The organism is uncultured Roseobacter sp. (assembly GCF_947488185.1).
Classification (GTDB): Bacteria; Pseudomonadota; Alphaproteobacteria; order Rhodobacterales; family Rhodobacteraceae; genus Roseobacter.
In genome coordinates this window covers 37,526-61,551 of the sequence record NZ_CANKYM010000002.1, presented here as the reverse complement: position 1 = coordinate 61,551, position 24,026 = coordinate 37,526, and the positions used below count along the sequence as shown (strand labels likewise).

Here is a 24,026-nt window from a genome sequence, read left to right as displayed (position 1 = left end):
TGATGCGTGACGCCCTTGGCGATCTTGACGTTCTTGAAATCGGCTAGGGGCCGAAAATCTCGGAAGTATGCATGACCACTTGTCCGTCCACAGAGCGCGCGTCGAGAAAAAAACACCTTCCCCCATCCCCCTGTGGTCTTCTACTGCCAGCGCCTCAGAAGGTTCGTTCAGATGTGCCCGAGAACGACACGCGGACTATTGATCAGGCTGTTGGAGGCAAGGCGGACCCAAATAGCCGAGTCTTTTCAATCGCTCCGCATTCGGGTTTATCTGAGTAGCTACTTTCGGGTGCCGCATGGGTGGCTTTACTCATTGGCTGGAATGTCTGCAGTGTCATTTTTTGCCCAGCCATTTCTTGAGTAGCGAGACAAGACAAGACGGCGATAACAACACATCAGTCGCGTCGTTTCCGAAGTTCGATTTCGCGGCGCACCCTGCGCCATTTGCCCTGGTCCGTGAGTTCAGACCGATACCAGGCTTCGTATTCTCGGTTGGCAGCAACTTCCACTGCCCGGTCACTGTATTCATCGATCAGTTCACCTGCCAGCGCGATGATTTCGGATTTCGGGATCAGCGTCGGCAGCACCCAGCCCTCCCACATGACCCACACAAAGGCGATCACCGCAGGAGCCAGAACGACTGTTGCGAAGATGATGATCTCTATTGGCTCCAGCGCGATGCCTCCTATTGCTTGCGCGAGCACGCTAAGAAATAGGCAGGTGTCCGTCAGGGAAAATCCTGATCAATGCAGGAGAATTGGGTCGGACGCGAAAATGGCATCACCAAGCACCTGAGCGCCTGCCTGAGCGCGCCAGCAGTGTATTTGACGGGATCACCTCACCTCGGGCGCTCTTCGGGGTCTCTGGCTCATTGCAACGCTGCCACGCGCGCGTCTAACTCTGCCTGCCGGGGATTTGTTGCAGGTCATTCCGAGTTGCACACCGGCAAGCCTCTATGCGCCTCCACATGCTCCCAGATCAGTCGCCGTTCGGCATAGGCGATGTAGGGATGCAAGATTTCCGGCTTGAGATCGATGCCGTTTGGCAGGTGCACGGAAACGAACAGGCCAGTCGTGTCGCCGTCGAACAAGCCGTGGAACGTGACGCCACCCGCGTGCCCCTTTTGCCCGGTGAGGGCAGATCGATTGAACTGCCGTATCCTGCCCCTGATGCCTTTCGTGCCCCACGTCCGACCGATGTAGACAGTGTTGCTCGGATCACCCTTTGCGATCACGTAAATGCCTGCTTGCTGCGGCAGCCCTGTCCGTTCTTCCCAGTATACTGGTTCGGATAGATGTAACCCCATAGCGCCCCGATCTGCGAGCGCCCTCGCGGTTGACTGGTGATCGGGGTGTTAGCAATCCGCGCGTACACGGACCCTGTGCCTTTAGCCGGAGCCTGTTGTATAACACAGGCACCCCGACCATAGGGTCAAAGGTTGAGCCGACGCATCGGCCTAGTACGCGAGGGGTTGCTACGCCCCAACGTGACCGCGTCTGCCACGTCCAGACCAGTGGTAGCAGCAATCGGAGAAAAGCTAAAGACTGGCTGGGGTTATCCCTGACACCTCAACGATCCGTGTCTTATCGATCTGCATCAGAAACTTAGGAGATCGACATGGCCGATATCGTTACACTGAAAGCTCTTTGCGAAGAATTGAAACTCGACCCACGTGAAGCTCGTGAACGCCTGCGCGCTGCCGCCAGCGACGCCAAGGCGAACCCCGAACTGGCGAAAGCTCGTAAGCCGCGTACGCCGTGGCAGTGGGTGAAAGGATCAGCAGCCGAGAAAGAAGCACGAGGCGTGGTGTCCGACGCGAAACCATCTAAGAAAAATTAGTCACCAACAGGAATCCAATGCCTCGTCTTGCGTTCGAGCGCTAGCCTTGCCTCCAAGCTTGGGTGCTTGTGTTCGATGCTCTCGTTATAAATGTAGGTTGTGTCATCCCAAAACTGCGCGACGGCTTCAGTGAAGTGGCGCAAGTGATCAAGGGAAATATCCAAAAGACTGACCGAGGGTGGTTCACTACTTGCAACCCCGAAACCGTCTGGCATTGATGGGATTGGCTTCCACAGATTGGGGCTATGCTGATAAAGCAACGTGGCCGACTTTCCGTCGCCATGTCGGCATGCATTTCCGAGGTGTTGAAGTTCGTCTAGCAAGGCGAAACTTGGGAACCCATCTAGTCCAAGGCCGCGAAGGTCACGAAAAATCTTTTGCAATGCGTCCCAATTTGCCTTTTCTACTTTGGTTTTAAGGTTCTCATCGGGTCGAAGCTCTTTTGCGCAACCGGCTAAGTACGCTCTCAGTTGGCGCTCCCAAATCGACTGGATGGACAACGCAAATGCCAATTTTGCTTCTTGCAAAACATCTAATGTATCCGATTGGGTAAAATGGTCTAATGGATCGCTGCTCTTTTTCAACTCACCGATACGCTGTTCTAAGGTGTCTATTGAAGGCGCGATTACATCAGAAAAGTACGCCCGTATCGTCTTGTCGTGCATAGATGTCTGGACATCGGCATAGCAATTCGTCCAACTAAAGGGAGTCATCATTTTAACCTCACTCGAAGCCTACGCGTGCTCTTCAAACGCGACAAAGCGTTCTAGAACTCGGACATCCAAGAAATCCAACGTTTGAACGATGATCCATGGCGCTTGCACGAGCCAGGAGACCAATTTAGATGGAAAAAATCTGCTATATAGCTACCGATTTCGTCGGCGGAGAGATCGTTCTGTGCCATATTGGGTAGGCAGTTCTTGAATGGCTCTATCGCTGCTGTCGCTGAGCGCACCAGTTCGGTCGTAGAAGAACTTCGTTGCGACCTCTCGGTCAGGGCTAGTTCTCCATTTTGACTGCTTATTAGACCAAGTGTGCTGGCTGCAAAGACGGCATTTCGCAGTCCCTTCGCCTCTGCCTCCGATTTGCTGTGTAGGGAGCCCGACTTCAATGCATCGATAAGCTCAATCACACGTTCCGGTGGGGCAGCTGCACGAAACAACTCAACTTCCGAAATTCTCGTAATTCTCTCGGAGCTCCTCAAGATATCTTCAATTGGATCGCCCAGATAGAAAAAATTACCGGATTTTCTCAAGACCCCAAAATGGAGAGCGTAGATCAAGATCTTCCGGTTGTAAGTATCCAAGGTTTTGTCATCTATCGCAATATACGCGTAGTCTTCCTTTGACGCCGCGCATATTTCGGCAAACGTAGCTTGACGCTGCGCCGAGACTATCTCAATCGCTCGCACAATGACTGCATGGCTCGTTAGGAACTCCCGAATTTTTGTAGTCGCCTCCACCGAGTTGCCGAAGTCTGCCTCAATGATTTGGTCAACTCTGTTAGCGCGCACCAAGCCCATGTTGACCAAATCGCGCACGGTGTTATCGGCAGTAGGCAGGCTGACGTTTAGCCTTTCTGATAACTGCTTATATGTCAGAGTAGGGTTCTCTAACAGAAGCTTAATGATTCCACCAATTCGCCGTGCCGACATTGTAAGTGCATATGTGTTAGGCAGGTGGGGCAACTCCTCAAAGAGGATGTACTCCCTAAAGATATCCCAATACAGGTTTAGCTGGCCACCCGTGTTGATCACTAACCTTCGGCCAATTAGTGCATCAATAGTCTGTGCGCCAAACCGTTCTGCGGTTGAGCCGAAATCAACTGGTGAGTTCTGTGCAATGAATTTTATAGCCCTCCTCTCTGGGTCCGACACCTCTTGGAGGTCATTCAAAAACAGGCTTTCCAACGAGAATAGGCTTCCTACCGCCTTGGCCCCACCTTGGGCTCCGTCATCCGAGAGGTAATGTTTAACAAGCTTTTTGAGTAGCCACGGGAAACCTGCATAATTTTCGAGAATAAACCTAGTCAGCGTCCTATTAAGTGTAGTTTTGCTCTCCCTTTGGGCATGATGAATGAAGTGATCGGCATCATCCCGTGAAAATTTATCGATTTGAAAATCGCGCCGGCGATCTGACAGCGAATGCCAAAGATGGTACCCCGGATAATCGGAACCAACGGTTCCATCAGTTTTCCACGAGAACCCTACCACAAAATTTGAGCGAACTTCATCTGCAGCCAGCGCCAGTTCCTTCATTCGCGCAAATACGGGGGCCAGTTCAGCTCTGTGGATGATTTCCTCGAACTGATCGAAGATCACACAGATCACAAACCCTTGCTGCTTGGCGATGTCGAGAAGCTCAATGATGCTATCTTCCTCGAAAGGGTTGGCTTCAAACTTTGTGTTGAGTTGGAAAAGTGGGCCTGGGTAAAGCCGTTTGGCTGCGAGTTTGAAAGCCCGGTCCAAGACAAGGTTTGGGTAGATTGAGGTTTTCGCAGCTCTACAATCAACAGGAACCACAATAGTTTTACTTTTGCCGAATTCAGCTGCCAGTTTTAGAGCTAAGCTGCTCTTTCCCCACCCTGATTGACCTTTTACTCCAAACAGCCTCGAACTGGTTTCTTCGTTTCGCACTCTGCCAAAGAACTCACCTATATCTTCTATGACGCGCTTTCGTCCAACGAAGTCATCCGGTCGTGACGGTCGATAATCGCTCCACTCTTCGCCCGGGATTACTTCTACCACAGGTTGATTTTGTTTCGTTGCCGAGTTTTCTCCAGCCTGATGATCCAGCCATGTCAATTCAGGAAATGGAAAATCTGTGTCAGTCAAATCAGGAGCATCATTTGGGCTGATTGCTTTCCCCGTTTCGGCGTTCCACGCCCGTAGCGCAATCGGTTGTCCTGAAGAACTTTCGTGGACGGGATATACCCAAAGATATCGATTTTCAAAAATGCAAAGGTATTTTTCATTTGGTGTGTCTTCTTGAACTACAGTGGGTTCGGTCAACGCACTGATGTTCACCAAATGGCCAACGAGCGCACTCGGGGAAAAATGGCGAAACGTTTCCTTTCCCCCTTTCTCGTTAAGTTTCTTCAAACGCCCTTCAGCTTCCTTACCCAAGTCTGAGATCGAAAAAATCCAACCAACATGTGCGTCGTGCAGAGACACATCAGTGTGAAGTTTGTTCACGACAGACGACGGCAAGGTCTCGGTTTGTGTCTTGCATTCAACAACAGCTATGTCACCGGATAGGTCGTTGCTGCATACCAAATCGATTTCACTGCCCACATCTCGCACGCGTTCAGTGACCGTGAAGCTCTGATTTTTTAGGAACTGACTGACAATCCCTTCAAACAATCGACCTTTGTCGTTCCGGTATCGCTCATTCGCCTTATTGAGCGGTATCAATATCCGGTACTTTGTTTCTCTGAGTGACATATGTAGTCGCTATATCTGGTAGGCGATGAGCGCTGCGCTTTCTCCAATACTCTATGCCTGTCATTTAAAAAAGAACAGCATGTAACTGGCAACTGGATCGCATGACTGCGATCCAAAGTTCTAGGCGTTTAGGTTGGGGCCAACGACTGCACCCAAACAGCACCCAACTCACAAGCCTAGAAGCTGCAGCGATGCTGCGATAACGCGTAAGTTGTTGTTTTTGTTTGATTTAAGTGGTGCCCGGGGGCGGAATCGAACCACCGACACGAGGATTTTCAATCCACTGCTCTACCCCTGAGCTACCCGGGCACGGGCTGCCAAAGCTTGGCTGGGTGAGCGGGTTCTAGGAGTTTGCTTCAAAGGTGTCCAGTGCCTTTTTGCCAAATGCTCCGCTCAATAGCATCGCCAGTGCAGGCGGCTTCTGTGTGTGGAGCTATCCGGAGGTTACATTTGCCAGCGACGCTCACCAGAACGACCCCCTATCACATTCAGGTAAACAGATGGACGGCGGTTCACTCGCAGAGGGAAATCGCTCAAAAAACAGGCACGCATCTGCATTTCTCCAAGGTTATTAAGCTCTTGCCGCGAATTGGTTGTGCCTCTGCGTTAGACCAGTATCATGAAGGGATGACAACGAATGCAAAGAGCTTCGACGAGATGATCCGCCCCGACGGATCTGTAACCCCTCCCTACGCGGCCTACGACGCCTGGTTTAAATGCCAGGATCCGGCACGGCTCGAATCCAAAGCGGAAGAAGCTGAAGCCTTCTTTCGCAGGACCGGGATCACTTTCAACGTCTATGGACAATCAGAAGCACAGGAACGTCTGATCCCCTTCGATCTGGTACCCCGCATCCTGTCGCATCGGGAATGGACGAAACTGTCGAAGGGCATTGACCAACGGGTACGGGCGATCAACGCTTTCATCTGGGACATCTATAATCGGCAGGAAATCCTGCGGGCGGGGCGCATACCGAAGGCGCTCATCGCGCACAATGAAGCGTTCGTGCCGCAGATGATGGGCTTTACCCCGCCCGGCAAAGTCTACACCCATATCGTCGGCACCGATATTGTGCGCACCGGCGAAGGCGATTTTTTCGTGCTTGAGGACAATGCGCGCACGCCCTCCGGTGTCTCCTACATGTTGGAAAATAGGGAAACGATGCTGCAGATGTTCCCGGAGCTGTTTTCACAAATCCGCGTCCAGCCCGTGAGCGATTATCCCAAGAACCTGCGCCGGTCCCTGTCGGCATGCGCGCCGCAAGCCTGTTCCGGCAAACCGACCGTGGCGGTTCTGACTCCCGGCATCCACAACTCTGCCTATTTCGAACACTCCTTTCTCGCCGATCAGATGGGCGCGGAGCTGGTCGAAGGGCATGATCTGCGGGTGGTCGACGGGCGGATCGCCATGCGCACCACCAAAGGCTACCGCGTGATCGACGTGCTTTACCGGCGCATCGACGACGATTTTCTGGACCCGCTGAGTTTCAATCCCGACAGCATGCTGGGCGTTCCTGGCATCATGGATGTCTACCGAGCGGGCGGCATCACGATTGCCAATGCACCGGGTGCCGGGATCGCGGATGACAAGGCCATCTATTCGTATATGCCGGAAATCGTCGAGTTTTACACCGGTGAAAAGGCAATCCTGAAGAACGTGGAAACGCATCGCTGCGCGGAGCCCGAAGCGCTGCAATACGTGCTGGATCACCTCTCTGACCTGGTGGTCAAGGAGGTACATGGCTCTGGCGGTTACGGGATGCTGGTGGGCCCCGCGGCGAGTAAAAACGAAATTGCCGACTTCCGGAAAAAGCTCGAGGCGAGACCGGGCAACTACATTGCGCAGCCGACCTTGTCGCTCTCAACCGTTCCCATTTTTGTCGATCAGGGGCTTGCCCCACGCCATGTGGATTTACGCCCTTTCGTGCTGGTCTCCCCTCAGGGCGTCAATATCACGCCAGGCGGGTTGACCCGGGTGGCACTGACCGAAGGGTCGCTGGTCGTGAACTCCAGCCAGGGTGGCGGCACAAAAGACACCTGGGTGCTGGAGGACTGATATGCTTGGGAAAACAGCAGGTGGCCTCTATTGGATGTTCCGGTTCCTGGAGCGGAGTGAAAATACCGCCCGTCTCCTCGAAGCCGGGTTCCGCATGGCGCTCACCCGGTCGTCGGATGCTGAATCGGAATGGAAATCTGTGGTCACCACCTCTGGCACCGGTCTTGGGTATGACAATAAATACGACAGTTACAGTGACACGCTGGTCATGGACTGGCTGCTGCGGGACACCGACAACCCCTCCAGCGTGATTGCCGGCACCAAGTCCGCGCGCGATAACGCACGACTGGTGCGCACCGCACTGACGACCGAAGTGTGGGAGGCGGTGAACGATAACTGGATGACCCTGCGCGATTTGCTCGCCAAACCGGTGACAACAGTCGATCTGCCCGCGACACTCGCGCTGATCCGTAAGCAGAGCGCATTGGTGCGCGGGGCCCTTCACGGCACGATGCTGCGCAATGACATCTATGACTTTGCGCGCATCGGCACCTTCGTGGAACGGGCGGACAACACGGCGCGGATCATCGATGTGAAATATTATACGCTGCTGCCCTCGGCCTCGGCTGTCGGGTCGTCGCTGGATAATGTGCAATGGGAAATGATCCTGCGGTCGGTCTCGGCACATCGCTGTTTTCGCTGGCTGGACGAGCAGGACATGACGGCGACGGCCATCGCGGACTTCCTGATTTTCGACAAACGCCTGCCCCGCTCGCTGGCCTTCTGCGTAAAACAGACAACGGAAAATCTGCGCTATCTGGAGCAGGAATATGAGACACGTCACCCCTGCCACGATCTGGCGGACAAACTGGGGCGACAGTTGAAGACGCTGGATATCAATACGGTCTTTGACCACGGGCTGCATGAGATGATCACGGAGTTCATCCGCGACAACAACGCGCTGGGGGCACAGATTGAAAGAGACTTCCGCTTCATTGGATAGGACAGGCATCAGGTGCGACTGAAAATCAACCACACGACGCGCTACAGCTATGACAGTCCGGTGGATTATGCACTGCAGCAGGTACGGCTGACACCGCCGCGCACGGCTCAACAGGAGGTGCACACCTGGGATTTAAGCGTCGAAGGCGGCAAGATCGAGACGGAATATCGGGATCACAATGGTGCACAGGTGCATTTGGTCAGTGTCGACCAAGGCGCGCAAGAGGTTGCGATCACGGCCGAAGGTGAGGTGGAAACCACGGACACCGCAGGCGTCTTGGGCAAGGTCTACGGACCTGCGCCCCTGTGGTATTTCAAGCAGTCTACGCCGCTGACCGAAGCTGGCCCTGGTATCAAGGCCCTGGCGGGCCATCTGGCGGCAGCGCCTGACCCGCTTTCGGCTCTGCACGCCCTCTCCTCATCGATCCTGATGGCTGTGCCCTACCGGATTGGCGAGACCTATGCGGCCACCTCTGCCGAAGAAGCGGTGATGGGGGGCAGCGGTGTGTGCCAGGACCACGCCCAGATTTTCGTCGCCGCCGCGCGCGCCGCCGGGGTGCCCGCGCGCTATGTTTCGGGTTATCTGATGATGGACGATCGGGTGGATCAGGACGCCAGCCACGCCTGGGCGGAGGCGCATGTGGACGAGCTGGGCTGGGTCGGTTTTGACATCTCCAACGGGATCAGCCCGGATGCGCGGTATGTCCGGCTGGCCACAGGGCTGGATTATAGCCACGCCGCCCCGATTTCAGGCCTGCGTTTGGGGGCCTCCAATGAATCCATGATTGTGTCGCTGCAGATACAGCAGTAAGCCTCTGCCCTGAAAGACTGCCTGACGACTGGAAATCTTCATGACCTATTGTGTGGGCCTGCGCCTGGATCGCGGCCTTGTGTTCATGTCCGACACCCGCACGAACGCGGGCGTCGACAACTTTTCAAAAACGCGCAAGATGTTTCAGTGGGGCGTGCCGGGCGAGCGGTTGATCACGCTGATGACAGCCGGCAATCTGGCCACCACGCAGGCGCTGGTCAGCCTGATCGAAGAGCGGGTCAAGGCTGTGGGAGACCGCGATCCGTCGATCCTGCACGCGCCGTCGATGTTTCAGGTCGCGCGCATGGTCGGATCGACGCTGAAAGAAGTCATCGCCCAGAGTGCGCCCGTGGGTCAGACGGGAGATGCCGCGTTTCAGGCCACCGTGATCGTAGGCGGGCAGATCAAGGGCGGCGCGCCCACCATGTTCATGATCTACCCGGAAGGGAACTTCATCGAGGTGACGTCGGAGACGCCGTTTTTCCAGATTGGCGAGACGAAGTACGGGCGTCCCATTCTGGTGCGGGCTTACGAGCCGCATATGCGCTTTGAAGATGCCGTGAAGCTTTTGCTGGTCTCCTTTGATTCCACGGTGCGTTCCAACCTCTCTGTCGCGCCTCCTTTCGATTTGATGGTCTATGAGAATGACGCCTACGCGCCGCTTCTGGACCGCCGGATCGAGCAGGATGACGCCGTCTATCAGAGCATTTCAACCGGGTGGGGCGATGCCCTGCGCACGGCCTTCGATCAGTTGCCCACCTTCGACCTTTGAACAAAGGTGGCCTGAAGCCCACCTTACCTGCCTGACGTCAGTGTGGCATTTCAGGGCCGCGCTGGTCGCGCGCGGCTTCTTCCAGCGCCTCATCGAGCTCTTCGATGTCTTCCGGGTCCGTCGACGGCACCGCGTAGCTACCATTGAACCAGCGCGCCAGATCGCGATCCGCGCAGCGCTTGGAGCAGAACGGGCGCACATCCGGCACCGTTGCATTGCCACAAATCGGGCAGATCATGCCAGGACCTCGCTCAATGGCAGGCGCGCGCGTTTGCGCTGGAGCTCAAAATGGCCCAGCGGTGTCCAGCCAACAAGGGCCGTTTCGATATCGTCCCTTCGAAAGCCTTGACGCAGCGCCGTCTCGAAGCTGCGGCGGTCTTTTTTGGGCATGGGAGCAAGGTCGAGCACGATCTGACCCCCCAGACCGCGCAGGCGCAGCGCGCGTGGCAGAGCCTTGGCACAGGCCATATTGGCCTTGATCCCGGCGGCCAGCGACGCATCCGCGCCCGTGTTGACATCGACGGCAACCAGGGCGCGGGTCGGCTCAACGTAGAGGCGCGCGCCAGAGCCCAGAGAGACCTCCGGGCCGCGCACCGTTTCCAGAGCATTCAGCACGCCGTGGGTCTCGAACCCACCTTCATCGGTTACCACTTCGGCCGGCGCCACCCAGTCGCGCCAGGCCAAGAGATGCGGACCATCGCCTTCGGCGAGCACCTCCATCTCCTGGCTTTCATCCGCCAGGATACGTGCCGCAAGCTCCGCCATTTGCGCGATGTCTTCCGCAATCGCGTCGACCGGCGCGCCGTCACAGGAGGACCGCAGGATCAAGCCCGTGGGTTGATCCGACAGGGTGTCATGAGCAATTTCCAGAAGCCGGTCGCGTTCCGCCTCATCCTTGATCTGGCGGCTGATGTTGATCCCCGGCGCGCCGGGTGTGACAATCGCGTAACGGCTTTTGAAGAGCAGTTTCTGGGTGACCGGCAAGGCCTTGCCCGGTTCGGCATAGCCCGTGACCTGCACCAGAATGGGCTGCCCGGGCGCCAACCCTTTGATCTGCCGCAGAAAGGCAGACCCGTCGGGTGTTTTCAGGAACATGCCCCCCTGCCCTTTTACGGGCCGGTCGGCAATCGCGCGGTACACGGTCCCGGGACGCGGCGCATCGGTATCGATCAGGATATCTTCAAGCTGACCATCAACCATCAGGGCGGCGGCCTCGCGGTCGCCCATTTGATCGAGAATGATACTCCGGCCCTTCATGAGGGGGCCTGCAGAACAGGATGTCCGGCGGCCCTGAGCAGGTTCGCCGTTTCCGCCAAGGGCAATCCAACGATGCCGGTGAAAGAGCCACTGATCCACGGGATCAACGCCCCGGCGGGCCCCTGAATGCCATACCCCCCTGCCTTGCCGCGCCAATCCTGCGTTACGAGGTAAGCGTCCAGCTCTTCATCGGAGAGAGATTTCATACGCACCGTGCTGACCACATCCTTTTCCCAGATCTTCTCACCCCTCCGCACCGCCACTGCCGTGATCACCCGATGCCTGCGGCCCGACAACAGGCGCAGGAAAGCGGCGGCCTCTGCTGCATCGGCCGGTTTGCCCAGAATGCGACGTCCCAGGGCCACCGTGGTATCTGCGCAGAGTACAATATCACCATCGTCAGCCGTCACCGCCGCCACCTTTGCGCGGGTGATGCGGCGGCAATAGGGGCGCGGCAACTCACCCTTCAACGGGTCCTCGTCAATATCCGGCGCGCGAACATGGTCCGGCACAACGCCGATTTGCGCCAGCAATTCCTTGCGGCGCGGACTTCCAGACCCCAGAATAAACAAGGGGTTACTTAAAGCGGTAGTTGATCCGACCCTTTGTCAGATCGTAGGGGGTCATCTCGACCTGCACCTTGTCGCCAGCCAGAACGCGGATGCGGTTCTTGCGCATCTTGCCTGCCGTATGTGCGATGATCTCATGGCCGTTTTCAAGCTCGACCCGAAATGTCGCATTTGGCAGGAGTTCCTTCACGACACCGGGAAATTCGAGCGTATCTTCCTTGGCCATGGTTTCTCCTTCATTGCACGCCCACCCATTTGTGGACGCCGCTTAAATGCGCGCATTCGAAGCTGTTTTCAAGGGGGATTCAGCGCAAGCTTACAATTGGCGCCGCAGCGTCCCGGTCAATCTGCTCGGCCCAATGGGCCCGCCCCAGCACCACGCCATCCACGCGCACATGCGCAATGGCCCGCAAATCCACCTCTGCGTAGGTCCAGCCCGGAACGCCCATTTCGCCCTCGGCCAGGACCCCATTGGCAGGAAAGCCAGTATCCGGCGGGCCAAAGATGCCCCCTGTCCCGGTCGAGATATCCACGGCGTCCGACCACGGTGCCTCTCCCACCAGCGAGGCCATGACGCTGACGCATTGGCTCTCCAGTGCGCGGGCCATCGCCCCGATGCGCACACGCCAGTACCCGGACAATGCCTCGGTGCAGGACGGCACAAGGATGATGTCACAGTCCGCCAATGCCCGGCCTAACAGAGGAAATTCACTGTCGTAACAGATCAGTATGCCGATTTTGCCGATGGCCGTATCAAAGATTTGCAGCGGTCCGCCGCCGATCACGCCCCAGATATCGCGCTCGAACCGTGTCATGATCTGCTTGTCCTGCATCCCGATCTGACCGCCGGGTGCAAAGAGACGCGCGCGGTTGACCGGGCGTGTTGCGGTGGCCGCCGGTCCCGATGCCGCCAGAATGTGGATGTCATGCGCAGCCGCCAGTTTGCCGTGCAATGCGTCCGCCTCGGGCAATCTGTCAGAGACAGCGTAAAGCGATCGTTCCAGATCACCGGCGGCGGCCTCCCCGCCAAGCGTGGCCAGTTCCATCGCACCATACTCAGGAAAAACCGCCAGTTTCGCGCCCGCCTGCGCCGCCTCGGACACCCAAGCGGAAATCTTGTCCTCATATTGCGCCCAGGACGTCAGGAAATCGAGCGGGTAAGCGGCTGTGGCGATGATCACGTTTGAAAGTCCCTGTGGTGTTGGCGCCCTACCCTCCGGCAAATCCCGCCCCGCTGCAAGTGCCCACGCCTGCGCCGATATCTTTGGAATTTCGACATATAGAGCATGTGAGTTCTCAATATTTCTTGACGCATGGCAGGAATGCCCTCAAGAAACCGGAAACTGCGCGAAGGTTGTTCGACATGATGAAGGGGATCACATTGCGCGGGCTGGAGGTTTTCGAGGCCCTGGCCAGCACCGGTTCGGTCGCGCAGGCCGCCGCGCGCACGGGTCTCAGTCAACCTGCCGTCAGCCAACAACTGCGCAACCTTGAGGCGGCACTCAGCACGGACCTCATCGATCACGGGCGCAGACCGATGCGCCTGACCCCCGCCGGCTCGCTTTTCCTGCACCGGGCCGAGGCGGCGCTGGCCGAACTGCGGTTGGCGCAAAGTGAGTTGACCGTGATGGACCTCGCTCATCTCCGCGCCCTCAGCATCGGCATTATCGATGATTTCGACGACAGCCTGACGCCGCGGCTGGCAACAATCCTCGCCGACAGTCTCACCGGATGCCAGTTCAAGATGATTACCGCCTCCAGCAATGATCTGGCACTTGCGATGGTGGAAAAGCGCCTGCACTTGGCAATTTCCGCCAGTACGGGTCGACCATTGGAGGGGGTCATTGAACATCCGCTTGCGCGGGATCCCTTCATGCTGGTGGCGCCCAAGGGAACCAAGGTGGCTGAAAACGCACTGCCTGCGCCGGATGGCTTGCCCTTCCTGCGCTACGACGCGGATCAGCTGATCCGCCACCAGATCGAAGCGCATCTTGCAGGACATATGGGCGATCACCCCGAACGGTTCGAGATCGGCAGCCATCTGGCGCTGATGGCCATGGTCGCGCGCGGCATCGGCTGGACGATCACAACGCCCCTGGGGTACATGCGTGCACATCGGTTTCACAGCGATCTGGTCGCCTACCCCCTGCCCGGGCCGCCGTTTTCCCGGCAGATATCGCTCTTTGCAAGCGAAGACTGGGCCGACGATGTGCCATTGAACGTGGCGCAGACGATGCGGCGGTTGATCAAGACCCACATGATTGATCCCGCCCTTGCCGAGCTGTCTTTCCTGTCCGGTCACTTGCAGGTTCTGGAAGGCTGACGCCCGCGCACTTTGACACCGGTGCACGGGCGCGGCATCTATGGGTCAAGATATCAGAAGGCAGGCCCCATGCAGAAAATCGTGATCCTTACTGGTGCAGGCATTTCCGCTGAAAGCGGTCTGGGTACATTTCGGGCCGAAGGCGGACTTTGGGCACAGCACCGGATCGAAGATGTGGCCACGCCAGAAGGCTTCGCCCGTGATCCAAAGCTTGTGGTTGATTTTTATAATGCGCGGCGCGCGCAGGCGGCGGAGGCCGCACCCAACGCAGGTCATATCGCGCTGGCCGAGTTGGAGGAGGCCTTCAGCGGTGAGGTTGTGGTGATCACGCAGAATGTGGATGACCTGCACGAGAAAGCAGGCAGCAAGAAAGTGATGCACATGCACGGCGCGCTCAAAAGCGCGCTCTGCGCCGCCTGCGATCATCGCTGGCCCGCGCCGCTGGCCATGGCGCCCGGCGACACCTGCCCCTCGTGTCAGGCGCCGACAGCCCGCCCCGATATCGTCTGGTTTGGCGAAATGCCCTACGACATGGATGAGATTTTCGATCATCTGGCAGGCGCAGATGTCTTTGCCAGCATCGGCACCTCGGGCAACGTCTATCCGGCCGCAGGTTTTGTTGCCGAGGCCCGCAGGTCAGGCGCACATACCGTTGAATTCAACCTCGAACCCTCGCTGGTCGGTAGCCAATTCGACGATATCCGCATCGGACCGGCCAGCCAGACCCTGCCGCTCTGGGTCTCGGAACTGTTGAAGGGCTGAAATGACAAAACCCCGCCCGATCTGGGCAGGGTTTCCCTACATTCAAAACCGGCTGTGATCAGCTCAGTGCTTCTGCCGTATCGGACGACTTGGCGATTGCCTTCTTCACTTTCAGTGCGTTTGGCGACAGCTCGCTGTCCTTGGCTTTCGCCAGGAACTTGTCCAGACCACCGCGGTGATCAACCGTGCGCAGGGCTGCGGCGGAAATGCGGAACTTGAACGCGCGGCCCAGTGCTTCGGATTGCAGGGACACATCATTCAGGTTCGGCAGAAAACGCCGGCGGGTTTTGTTGTTGGCGTGGCTGACATTGTTGCCAGTCATCGGGCCTTTTCCGGTCAATTCGCAAACGCGCGACATGGGTTTATCCTTTTATCTGAGCCGTCCCGGCGGTCCGGTAAACGACAAAAGGGGGCAGCCACAGGCCACGCCCCGGAAATTCGTTTGCTGGCTTTAGTGGGAATCATCCCTCCGGTCAACCCGAAGGGGCGCGGAATTCACCGATTTGATGCATCGGCTTTGCGTAGATCCGCCAGAAATTCTTCTGCGGCTGCTGCGGGGGTTTTTGCGCCAGTCTCCACATCTTGGCTCAGCATGGCCAGGCGTGCCTTGGCAGGCGCCGTCTCCAGCTGAGACAAAAGCGCATTCCTGACGTCCTGTTCAAACCAATACCGCGCCTGATCCGCCCGCGTCGCCTCCCAGAACCCATTGCTCTGGCGCCAGTCGCGCAAGCCGGTCAGATCGGTCCAGACATCCTTGAGACCCTGTTCCTGCAGCGCCGAGACCATCATCGCCTTTGGAAAACCGGCGGGGTCCTGCGAACGCTTACGTAACAAACGCAAGGCCCCTGCATAGTCGGCACAGGTCCGGGTCGCGGCAGGTTTCAGATCACCGTCCGCCTTGTTGATCAGGATGATATCGGCAATCTCCATGATCCCGCGCTTGACGCCCTGCAGTTCATCGCCCCCTGCGGGAGCCAGCAGCAGCAGGAAAATATCCGCCATCTGCGCCACAACCGTTTCAGACTGACCGACGCCCACGGTCTCGATCAGCACAACGTCGAACCCCGCCGCTTCGCATAGGGCGACAGCCTCGCGGGACCGGCGCGCGACCCCGCCCAGATGGGTCTGGCTGGGAGACGGGCGGATAAAGGCATTGGGCACCCGCGACAGCCTGTCCATCCGGGTCTTGTCCCCAAGAATGGACCCACCGGACCGCGTCGAGGACGGATCGACCGCCAATACGGCGACTTTCAACCCCTGATCCACCAACATCATGCCAAAGCTCTCGATGAAGGTGGATTTACCCACGCCCGGCGTGCCCGAGAGACCGATACGCAGCGCCTGCCGATCCTTGGGCAGTGCATCCATCAAGGCCGCGGCCTGCTGCCGGTGATCGGCGCGCGCGCTTTCCACCAACGTGATGGCGCGGGCCAGTGCCCGGCGCTCGCCTTGTGCGACACGCTCTGCCAGATCGGCGATATCCATAGGCCCTTGCCCCTCTTTCCTGAAATGGTTTTCCGGCAGCCGTTGCTAAATGTCCAGAGCTTGGCTGCGCCGGGGCTTTTCGCTAAGCAGAGGCATGCGGTTTTCCCTGCCCATCGACAACATTCTGCCGGATGCCATTGCGCAGCTGCGCGCATGTGGTCGGCTGGTGCTGCAAGCCCCGCCCGGTGCGGGTAAGACCACGCGGATGCCGCTGGCCATGCTGGAGGCTGACATTGCCCCAGGCAAGATCATCATGCTGGAGCCGCGCAGGCTGGCGGCGCGTGCCGCAGCCGAACGGATGGCCGACACGCTGGGCGAGGCCGTCGGTGGCACTGTCGGATATCGCATCCGCGGCGAGGCCAAGACGTCGCGCGCGACCCGGATCGAGGTGGTGACCGAAGGCATCCTGACCCGCATGATCCAGTCACAGCCCGATCTGCCGGGTGTTGGCGCGGTCATCTTTGACGAATTTCACGAACGCTCGCTCGACGCGGATCTGGGTCTTGCGCTTTGTCTGGATGTGGCGGGCGCGTTGCGCGACGATCTGCTGCTTGTGGCCATGTCCGCGACGCTGGATGCAGAACCCATCGCCCGCTTGATGGATGCACCGATCCTCACATCGGAGGGTCGGGCCTTCGAGGTGACCCCGCATTGGCTGACGAAACCCGTGGCCAAAACGCAACGACTGGAACGGGCAGTTGCCGATTTGACGCTGCAGGCTTTGGACACAGACGACGGCAGCGCGCTGGTGTTCCTGCCCGGCGAAGCAGAGATACGCCGCACGCAGGCCGCGTTGCAGGGGGCTTTGCCGTCGGACACGACATTGCATCCGCTCTACGGGGCCATGCCCTTCAAGGAGCAGCGCAAGGCCATCGCGCCAGCGCAGTCGGGACGTAAAGTGGTTCTGGCCACCTCCATTGCGGAGACCTCCCTGACCATCGAGGGCATCCGCATCGTGGTCGATGCGGGATACGCGCGGCGGGCCGAATTCGACCCGGGCTCCGGCATGTCCCGGCTGATCACGACGCGGGTGACGCGGGCGGAGGCGACACAGCGGATGGGGCGCGCTGGACGTGTCGCGCCCGGCGTGTGCTACAAGCTCTGGACGAAGGGCGAAGAAGGCGCCTTGCTCTCCCATCCTCCGGCTGAAATCAACGTGGGTGATTTGACCGGACTTGCGCTTGAGCTGGCCCTCTGGGGCGGCACGCCGGAACAGATGCAGTTCGTCACCCCGCCCCACGCCGGGCGGTTTGAAGAGGCGCAGACGGTGCTGAAAATGCTCGGCGCTCTGGACGAAAAGGCTCAGATCACAGCGCATGGCAAGGCGTTGGCGGCCCTACCGCTGCATCCACGACTTGCCCATATGGTCACGTTGGGTGGGAGTGATGCACCGCTTCTGGCTGCAATCTTGTCTGAACGCGATATTTTGCGTGGCGCACCGGTTGATCTTTCACTGCGCATTGACGCGGTCAAAAACCCCGGTGCCTTCGGGGCGAAATACAGCTGGGAACCGCATCGCCCTACTCTCTCTCGCATTCGTGACGAGGCAAGAAGGCTCAGATCCAAGGCCCCTGCGACCGGGCCAAACGCACCGGGGGTGCTGGCCGCCCTTGCCTATCCGGACCGGGTTGGCATGCGGCGGCCTGGTGAGAAACCTCGGTTCCTGCTGTCCGGCGGCAAAGGGGCGATGCTGCCCGAGAGTGATCCAATGGCCGGTGTATCACTGCTGGTCGCCACGGATCTGGATGGCGACCCGCGCGAGGCGCGCATCCGGCAGGCAATTCCCCTGTCGCAGGCCGAGTTACGCGACACCTTCCCCAATCAAATCGGCTGGCACGACGCTTGCGTTTGGTCCCGACGCGACGGACGCGTGCTGGCACGACGGCAGGAAAAGTTCGGGGCGCTGATATTGGAAGACCGTGCCTGGAAAGATGCGCCTGCCGAGGATGTGGCGCGCGCGATGCTGGAGGGTGTGCGGCAGATCGGTTTGACCCCGGACAACAAGGCACAGCGTTTCATCGCCCGCGCGCGTCTGATGCAAGCTGCAGATGACACCTTTCCGGACTTCTCGGAGCAGCATCTCATTCAGACGTTGGACAGCTGGTTGCTGCCCCATCTGAACGGCGCGCGCACCGCCGCCGATTGGAAATCATTCGACCTTTGTCCCGCGTTGCGGGCCCGGCTGGATTGGGATCAGACGCAACGCATGGACGCCGCTGTGCCGTCCCATTTTACCACGCCGCTCGGCCGCAAGATCGCCATCGAATATGATGACGCGCGGCCACGCATCTCTTTGCGCTTGCAGGAGGTTTTTGGTGTCACGCGACACCCGCAAGTAGCCGGTACGCCCGTGCAGTTTACGTTGCTGTCTCCGGCGCAGCGCCCGATACAGGTGACCGAAGATCTGCCAGGTTTCTGGGCGTCTTCCTACGCGGATGTGCGCAAGGACATGCGCGGGCGGTACCCGCGCCATCCCTGGCCGGAGGACCCGACGCAGGCCGATCCAACCCTGCGCGCCAAACCGAGAAAGTGACCCCATGACGCAGACCTCTTACGAACAGATGATCAGCGGCGATTGGTACAATGCCCTGACCCCGGAACTGGATGTATTGCGGATGAACGCCCGGCGCGCGGTTTATGCGCATAACACATGCCCGCCCGAGAAGCGGGGAGGCATGGCCCCTGAACTATTGGCGCTTCTGAAATCCGTGGGCCGGGATTGCCTGATCGAGGCCCCGTTTCACACCGCCTATGGCTGCAACACCACGCTGGACGACGAAGTCTTTCTGAACGCAGGTGTCACGATACTGGACAGTGCCCCCGTAACGATCGGGACACGCAGCATGCTGGGCCCGAACGTGCATATCTACTGTGCGGACCATCATCGCGATATTGCCAAGAGACGCGCCGGGATCGAACGCGCCCTGCCCGTGACGCTGGGTGCGGATGTCTGGATCGGTGGTGGCGCGATCCTGATGCCGGGGGTTACCATCGGAGCTGGTGCAATCGTTGGGGCGGGGTCGATTGTGACCCGGGATGTCGCCGAAAACGGGCGTGTTGTGGGCAATCCCGCGCGTCCGATCTGACGCTCCCTTCCTTAAATTTCATTGTGCAATTTTGTTTACAGAAAATTTGAACTTTTTGACTATTCTCGATCCGGAACGGTCTGAGAAACTTATCCACATATCCAGTGATTTGAAATCTCAGAGAAAATCGCTATAGTGAACAAAAATCTGGCAGGTAGTCAAAAACACGTACGATGTTTGCATTTGTTAAATCTCATTTCGAAGACGCCTTGCGTCTGATCCTCAAACCCGCTCGGGAAAGACAGGTTGCCGCTGTGTGCTACCGCCGCACGCGCGCCGGAAAAAAGGTGCTGCTGGTCACCAGTCGAGGCACCGGACGTTGGATTGTGCCCAAGGGTTGGCCCATTAAAGGTCTGGAAGATCCCGAGGCGGCGCTCCAGGAAGCCTGGGAAGAGGCGGGGGTCAAATCGGCGGACATTCAGACCGACCCGGTTGGCACCTACGACTATGACAAGAAGCGCGCGGGCGGCGATGTCACCCCCGTGCAGGCGCAGGTGTACCTTGCCGAAGTGGAAAGCATGGCGGAAAGCTATCCCGAAGACCACCAGCGCGAGCGCCAGTGGTTCAGTCAGGAGGAAGCCGCCTCCCGCGTGCAGGAACCAGAATTGAAAGCGATTTTGCGCGATCTCTGAGGTCTGATCAGACTTCGAGACACCAGCGCAGGATGGCTTTTTGCGCATGCAGACGGTTTTCGGCCTCATCAAAAATGACCGAATGCGGCCCGTCCATCACCTCGGACGTCGCCTCGTCATCGCGATGGGCAGGCAGGCAATGCATGAACAGTGCGTCGGGCTTGGCCTTGGACATCAAGACTTCGTCAACGCGGTAGGGGCGCAGCTGATTGTGCCGACGTTCCCGCGCGGACTGCGCATCGTGCATTGACACCCAGGTATCGGTGACCACCAGATCAGCGCCCGCCACAGCCTTGTCGGGGTCGCGTTCGATCTCCACTTTCGAGCCCTTGGCCCTTGCCAGATCAACAAACTCCTGCTCGGGGTCCAGGGTCGGCGGGCCGGTGAAGGTCAGATCGAAACCGAACTGCCCCGCCGCATGCAAGAACGACGCGCAGACGTTGTTGCCATCGCCGGACCAGACCACCTTCTTGCCCTTGATCGGGCCGCGATGCTCTTCAAAGGTCAGTACATCCGCCATGATCTGGCAGGGGTGCGTCCGGTCGGTAAGACCATTGATCACCGGCACGGTGGCAAACTCCGCCATCTCGGTCAGTACCGCCTCGTCAAAGGTCCGGATCATGATCAGATCGACATAGCGGCTGAGCACGCGCGCCGTATCGGCGATGGTTTCGCCATGCCCCAGTTGCATGTCCGAGCCGGACAGCACCATGGTCTGCCCCCCCATCTGGCGCACGCCCACATCGAATGAAACGCGCGTCCGGGTAGACGGCTTTTCGAAAATCAACGCGACCATGCGATCCTTGAGCGCCTGATCATCGTCCAGCGCCCCGCGCGGGCGCCCGGCACGGGCCGTTTTCATGGTCGACGCGCTGTTGATGATCTGCCGCAAATCCGATGGATCGGTCAGGTGAATATCGAGAAAATGGTTCATGATTTGTCGTTTCGTCTTTGAATTTGAATTGTACCGGTCCCTGACCGACGCAAGGTCCCGGCCTTAAGGACCCTTAGGCCGCTGACAGCGCCACTGCAGCAGCGTCCAGACGGTCAATCGCCTGCGCGATTTCCTCGTCTTCGATCGTCAGCGGTGGCAAAAGACGGATCACATTGTCCGCCGCCGGAACGGTCAGCACCAGTTGATCGTAGCCCGCCTTGACCACATCGACATTCGCAGCCTTGCATTTGAGCCCCAGCATCAGGCCCGATCCACGCACGCTCTCGAACACATCGGGATGTGTCGCGGTCAGGCCCTCCAGCTTTTGCCGCAAAAGCCCGGCCTTGCGGTTCACGCTGTCCAGAAACGCGGGGTCCGTCACGTGATCCATCACCGCAGACCCAACTGCACAACCCAAAGGGTTGCCGCCGTAGGTCGAGCCGTGGGTGCCCAGCGTCATACCGCGCGCCGCCTCTTCGGTCGCCAGCACCGCACCGAGGGGAAAGCCGCCGCCAATGCCCTTGGCTACCATCATGATATCCGGCGTGATCCCGGACCATTCATGCGCAAAGAGCTTGCCGGTCCGACCGACACCGCATTGCACCTCGTCCAGGATCAGCAGGATGCCCTTTTCATCACAGAGATCGCGCAGTCCTTTGAGACATTGATCGGGCACCGGGCGGATGCCACCTTCGCCCTGCACGGGCTCCAGCAGAATGGCCGCCGTCGTCTCTGAGATCGCCTCCGTCAGCGCCGCGTGATCGCCGAACTCTAGATGTACGAAACCCGGCAACAGCGGTCCAAAGCCCTTGGTCATCTTCTCCGACCCCGCCGCGGCAATGCCTGCCGATGACCGACCGTGGAACGAACCGGTGAAGGCGATGATATCGGTCTTTTCAGGCTGGTCTTTTTCGTACCAGTATTTGCGCGCCATCTTCACGGCCAGTTCGCAGGCTTCCGTCCCGGAATTGGTGAAAAACACCGTGTCGGCAAAGCTGTGCGCGGTCAGCTTGTCCGCCAGCTCCTGCTGTTTCGGGATCTGATAGAGGTTAGACGTATGCCAAAGCACCCCGGCCTGATCGGTCAGTGCGGCCACGAGTGCGGGGTGCGCGTGACCCAGCGCGTTGACGGCGATCCCCGCACCGAGATCCAGGAAACGTCGCCCATCCGCCTCGATCAACCAAGCGCCTTCGCCTTTGACAAAGCTGAGCGGAGCACGGGCATACGTGGGCAAAAGGGTCGGGATCATCGGATCATCCTTTTCAGGGGTCTGCAGCAAGAACACAACACGTGCATGAGCCAAACAGACAGGTCAACATTTTAAGTGAGAAGTGGAGGAATGCGCCGGGCGCACAAGATCATGGCAGCGGGATTATGCGGCTGCGCGTCGTCGGTTCATTTTCAAATTCAACGTGATCATAGCAAACGGCTACCGTATTCCAGCAGATTTGCAAAGCCCTTTTCATGCTTGATGCCCGTGCGGTTCGGGCGCATAGCAGCCAGAATGTTCCTGCCGAAAAAGCATAATCCCAGGCTTGCCGTCTTGCTGATGATCGTGGCGACGGCCTTCATTGCCGCTACCACCCTTTTTGCCAAGGCGCTTGGGGGTGATACGCTTGGTCCGCCGCTGCACCCGTTCCAGATCAGCCATGGGCGTTTTGTCTTTGCGTTCATCGCCATCGCGTCGGCAGTCGCGGCGACGCGGCCTCAATTGACGCGCCCTCATTGGGGTCTGCATTTTGCCCGCACGTTCTTTGGGTGGGGCGGCGTCACGCTGATGTTCGCCTCCGTCGCCTTCATCCCGCTGGCTGATGCCACGGCCATCGTGTTTCTCAACCCGGTTTTCGGGATGATCCTGGCCATCCCGCTTCTGGGGGAAAAAGTCGGGCGCATTCGCTGGAGCGCGGCTGCTATCGCTCTGACCGGGGCGCTGCTGTTGTTGCGCCCGACACCTGAGAGTTTCCAGATTGCGAGCCTTCTGGCGCTCGCGGCGGCAATGATCATGGGCGTGGAGATCATCTTCATCAAGAAACTCTCCGGGCGCGAGGCACCGATCCAGGTTCTGCTGATCAACAACTTCCTCGGTGTCCTCATCGCCTCGGTTGCCGTTCTGGCGGTCTGGCAGATGCCGACGGCGGCTCAATGGGCTGTTCTGATCGCCTTGGGCATTTGCATGGCTTTGGCACAGGCCTGTTTCGTCAATGCAATGGCCCGCGCCGATGCAAGTTTCGTGGCGCCTTTCAGCTATGGCACGCTGATCTTTGCCACGCTCTATGACATTGCGTTTTTTGCCCAGATCCCCGATTGGATCACGCTAACGGGCGCAGGCATCATTCTGTCGGGCGGGCTCTTGTTGGCATGGCGCGAGGCGCGACTGCGTCAATTGCCATAGATTGCGGCCCAAGTGACGCGCGTTCACCGCTTGTAACTCCGTCCCGAGTGACTAAAATAGGGCGATATCGATACTGACAAAGCGGTCCGCAGCCAGCAGGACCGCTTTTAAATTAGGGAATGGCTGATGTCGTGGACTGACGAACGCGTGGAAATGCTCAAGAAGATGTGGGGCGAGGGTCAATCCGCAAGCCAGATCGCCAAAGAGCTTGGCGGCGTGACCCGCAATGCCGTGATCGGCAAAGTGCATCGTCTGGGTCTGTCGAACCGCGCCACCGCGTCCGCCACGGCCAAGCAGGAGCCCAAGGCCAAACCGGCCCCCAAGGCCGAAGCCAAACCCAAACCGGTCCCCAAAGCCGCCGAGCCTGCCGCCAAGGTAGAGGCCGAACCCGCGGCCCCCAAGCCGCTGCCCGCACGCAGGCAGATCATTCCGGCGGGTCAGCCCCTGCCGCCGCAGCCTTCGGCGAACGAAATCAGTCCCGAAGCGCTGGCCAAGGTGTCTGAAATCGAGAAGAAGGCCAAGAAGCTCTCCTTGATGGAACTGACTGAACGGACATGCAAATGGCCCGTGGGGGATCCGGCAACGGACGATTTCTGGTTCTGCGGCCTGCCCGTGCAGCAAGGCAAGCCCTATTGCGAAGCACATGTTGGCGTTGCCTTTCAACCCATGTCTTCGCGGCGTGATCGCCGCCGTTGATCCGTCCCGCCCGCACCGGCGCGTCTTGAA

General features: G+C 58.7%; 25 protein-coding genes and 1 tRNA gene. 12 read left to right on the top strand and 14 right to left on the bottom strand.

The features are described 5' to 3' along the window. Positions 1–394: 394 nt before the first annotated feature. Together Q1A52_RS06195 and Q1A52_RS06190 are read right to left on the bottom strand one after the other, a co-directional pair. The gene (locus tag Q1A52_RS06195) at positions 395–703 is read right to left on the bottom strand and encodes a hypothetical protein (RefSeq protein WP_300012413.1); all 309 of its coding nucleotides are present in this window, start codon (positions 701–703) and stop codon (positions 395–397) included. Positions 704–924: 221 nt separating this feature from the next. Beyond that, positions 925–1,305 carry a hypothetical protein gene (locus Q1A52_RS06190; protein ID WP_300012410.1) on the bottom strand — a complete coding sequence of 127 codons (381 nt, stop codon included), beginning with the start codon at positions 1,303–1,305 and terminating at the stop codon, positions 925–927. A 311-nt stretch (positions 1,306–1,616) separates the two neighbouring features. Here Q1A52_RS06190 and Q1A52_RS06185 point away from each other — a divergent pair, with 311 nt between their 5' ends. Beyond that, positions 1,617–1,838, top strand: coding sequence for a hypothetical protein (locus Q1A52_RS06185; protein ID WP_300012407.1), 222 nt, complete (start codon positions 1,617–1,619; stop codon positions 1,836–1,838). Here Q1A52_RS06185 and Q1A52_RS06180 read toward each other — a convergent pair. The 3 genes from Q1A52_RS06180 to Q1A52_RS06170 form a co-directional block, all read right to left on the bottom strand. Next, a complete protein-coding gene (locus Q1A52_RS06180) occupies positions 1,835–2,554 on the bottom strand; it encodes a hypothetical protein (protein WP_300012405.1) in 720 nt (239 codons plus the stop codon). The two genes, Q1A52_RS06185 and Q1A52_RS06180, sit on opposite strands and share 4 nt — an antisense overlap. Before the next feature lie 50 nt (positions 2,555–2,604). Then, entirely contained in the window at positions 2,605–5,280 is a 2,676-nt protein-coding gene (locus tag Q1A52_RS06175; protein ID WP_300012402.1) for a restriction endonuclease, read from the bottom strand. Between the two features lie 234 nt (positions 5,281–5,514). Continuing rightward, positions 5,515–5,589 (bottom strand) — tRNA-Phe (locus tag Q1A52_RS06170). Positions 5,590–5,907: 318 nt separating this feature from the next. On the opposite strand from Q1A52_RS06170, the gene Q1A52_RS06165 reads away from it, so the two are divergent. From Q1A52_RS06165 to Q1A52_RS06150, 4 genes are read left to right on the top strand one after another with little or no spacing between them, the layout of a single operon-like run. Beyond that, a complete protein-coding gene (locus Q1A52_RS06165; protein ID WP_300012399.1) occupies positions 5,908–7,335 on the top strand; it encodes a circularly permuted type 2 ATP-grasp protein in 1,428 nt (475 codons plus the stop codon). A gap of 1 nt (position 7,336) precedes the next feature. Further along, positions 7,337–8,278 carry an alpha-E domain-containing protein gene (locus Q1A52_RS06160; protein ID WP_300012396.1) on the top strand — a complete coding sequence of 314 codons (942 nt, stop codon included), beginning with the start codon at positions 7,337–7,339 and terminating at the stop codon, positions 8,276–8,278. Between the two features lie 12 nt (positions 8,279–8,290). Then, positions 8,291–9,088 carry a transglutaminase family protein gene (locus tag Q1A52_RS06155; protein WP_300012393.1) on the top strand — a complete coding sequence of 266 codons (798 nt, stop codon included), beginning with the start codon at positions 8,291–8,293 and terminating at the stop codon, positions 9,086–9,088. A 40-nt stretch (positions 9,089–9,128) separates the two neighbouring features. Then, positions 9,129–9,860, top strand: a complete 732-nt coding sequence (locus Q1A52_RS06150) for a proteasome-type protease (RefSeq protein WP_300012390.1) — start codon at positions 9,129–9,131, stop codon at positions 9,858–9,860. Positions 9,861–9,897: 37 nt separating this feature from the next. Here Q1A52_RS06150 and Q1A52_RS06145 read toward each other — a convergent pair whose 3' ends face one another. From Q1A52_RS06145 to Q1A52_RS06125, 5 genes are all read right to left on the bottom strand, one after another. After that, complete coding sequence (locus tag Q1A52_RS06145; RefSeq protein ID WP_300012387.1) at positions 9,898–10,098, bottom strand: DNA gyrase inhibitor YacG; 201 nt, start codon at positions 10,096–10,098, stop codon at positions 9,898–9,900. Beyond that, on the bottom strand, positions 10,095–11,117 hold the full coding sequence (locus Q1A52_RS06140) for a ribonuclease E/G (protein WP_300012384.1): 1,023 nt from the start codon (positions 11,115–11,117) through the stop codon (positions 10,095–10,097). Before Q1A52_RS06140 ends, Q1A52_RS06145 begins: the two co-directional genes overlap by 4 nt. Beyond that, positions 11,114–11,689, bottom strand: coding sequence for a nucleoside triphosphate pyrophosphatase (locus Q1A52_RS06135; RefSeq protein ID WP_300012381.1), 576 nt, complete (start codon positions 11,687–11,689; stop codon positions 11,114–11,116). The genes Q1A52_RS06140 and Q1A52_RS06135 overlap by 4 nt, the downstream gene beginning before the upstream one ends. Positions 11,690–11,693: 4 nt before the next feature. Further along, the gene (infA, locus tag Q1A52_RS06130; protein ID WP_005978431.1) at positions 11,694–11,912 is read right to left on the bottom strand and encodes a translation initiation factor IF-1; all 219 of its coding nucleotides are present in this window, start codon (positions 11,910–11,912) and stop codon (positions 11,694–11,696) included. 79 nt (positions 11,913–11,991) lie between these two features. Beyond that, positions 11,992–12,867, bottom strand: a complete 876-nt coding sequence (locus tag Q1A52_RS06125) for a carbon-nitrogen hydrolase family protein (protein WP_300012378.1) — start codon at positions 12,865–12,867, stop codon at positions 11,992–11,994. Between the two features lie 185 nt (positions 12,868–13,052). Between Q1A52_RS06125 and Q1A52_RS06120 the strand changes: the two genes are divergently transcribed. Together Q1A52_RS06120 and Q1A52_RS06115 are read left to right on the top strand one after the other, a co-directional pair. Next, positions 13,053–14,009 (top strand): LysR family transcriptional regulator, encoded by a 957-nt coding sequence (locus tag Q1A52_RS06120; protein WP_300012375.1) that lies wholly within the window; start codon positions 13,053–13,055, stop codon positions 14,007–14,009. Positions 14,010–14,078: 69 nt separating this feature from the next. After that, positions 14,079–14,771, top strand: a complete 693-nt coding sequence (locus Q1A52_RS06115; RefSeq protein ID WP_300012372.1) for an NAD-dependent deacylase — start codon at positions 14,079–14,081, stop codon at positions 14,769–14,771. Between the two features lie 58 nt (positions 14,772–14,829). Here the strand turns inward: Q1A52_RS06115 and rpmB are convergent, their stop codons facing one another. Next, on the bottom strand, positions 14,830–15,129 hold the full coding sequence (rpmB, locus tag Q1A52_RS06110; protein ID WP_195821689.1) for a 50S ribosomal protein L28: 300 nt from the start codon (positions 15,127–15,129) through the stop codon (positions 14,830–14,832). Between the two features lie 137 nt (positions 15,130–15,266). Continuing rightward, positions 15,267–16,256, bottom strand: coding sequence for a methylmalonyl Co-A mutase-associated GTPase MeaB (gene meaB, locus Q1A52_RS06105; protein WP_300012370.1), 990 nt, complete (start codon positions 16,254–16,256; stop codon positions 15,267–15,269). Between the two features lie 94 nt (positions 16,257–16,350). Between meaB and hrpB the strand changes: the two genes are divergently transcribed. From hrpB to Q1A52_RS06090, 3 genes are all read left to right on the top strand, one after another. Next, the gene (gene hrpB / locus Q1A52_RS06100; RefSeq protein ID WP_300014885.1) at positions 16,351–18,789 is read left to right on the top strand and encodes an ATP-dependent helicase HrpB; all 2,439 of its coding nucleotides are present in this window, start codon (positions 16,351–16,353) and stop codon (positions 18,787–18,789) included. A 4-nt stretch (positions 18,790–18,793) separates the two neighbouring features. Then, positions 18,794–19,342: a sugar O-acetyltransferase gene (locus tag Q1A52_RS06095; protein WP_300012367.1), complete on the top strand. Its 549-nt coding sequence runs from the start codon at positions 18,794–18,796 to the stop codon at positions 19,340–19,342. A 173-nt stretch (positions 19,343–19,515) separates the two neighbouring features. After that, positions 19,516–19,974, top strand: a complete 459-nt coding sequence (locus tag Q1A52_RS06090) for an NUDIX hydrolase (RefSeq protein ID WP_300012364.1) — start codon at positions 19,516–19,518, stop codon at positions 19,972–19,974. Positions 19,975–19,981: 7 nt separating this feature from the next. Here the strand turns inward: Q1A52_RS06090 and argF are convergent, their stop codons facing one another. Continuing rightward, the gene (argF, locus tag Q1A52_RS06085; protein WP_300012361.1) at positions 19,982–20,908 is read right to left on the bottom strand and encodes an ornithine carbamoyltransferase; all 927 of its coding nucleotides are present in this window, start codon (positions 20,906–20,908) and stop codon (positions 19,982–19,984) included. Between the two features lie 73 nt (positions 20,909–20,981). After that, positions 20,982–22,157, bottom strand: a complete 1,176-nt coding sequence (locus Q1A52_RS06080; RefSeq protein ID WP_300012358.1) for an aspartate aminotransferase family protein — start codon at positions 22,155–22,157, stop codon at positions 20,982–20,984. Between the two features lie 222 nt (positions 22,158–22,379). Here Q1A52_RS06080 and Q1A52_RS06075 point away from each other — a divergent pair, with 222 nt between their 5' ends. Together Q1A52_RS06075 and Q1A52_RS06070 are read left to right on the top strand one after the other, a co-directional pair. Continuing rightward, positions 22,380–23,300 (top strand): DMT family transporter, encoded by a 921-nt coding sequence (locus Q1A52_RS06075; RefSeq protein ID WP_300012355.1) that lies wholly within the window; start codon positions 22,380–22,382, stop codon positions 23,298–23,300. A gap of 126 nt (positions 23,301–23,426) precedes the next feature. Then, positions 23,427–23,996: a GcrA family cell cycle regulator gene (locus Q1A52_RS06070; protein WP_299778405.1), complete on the top strand. Its 570-nt coding sequence runs from the start codon at positions 23,427–23,429 to the stop codon at positions 23,994–23,996. Positions 23,997–24,026 lie beyond the last annotated feature (30 nt).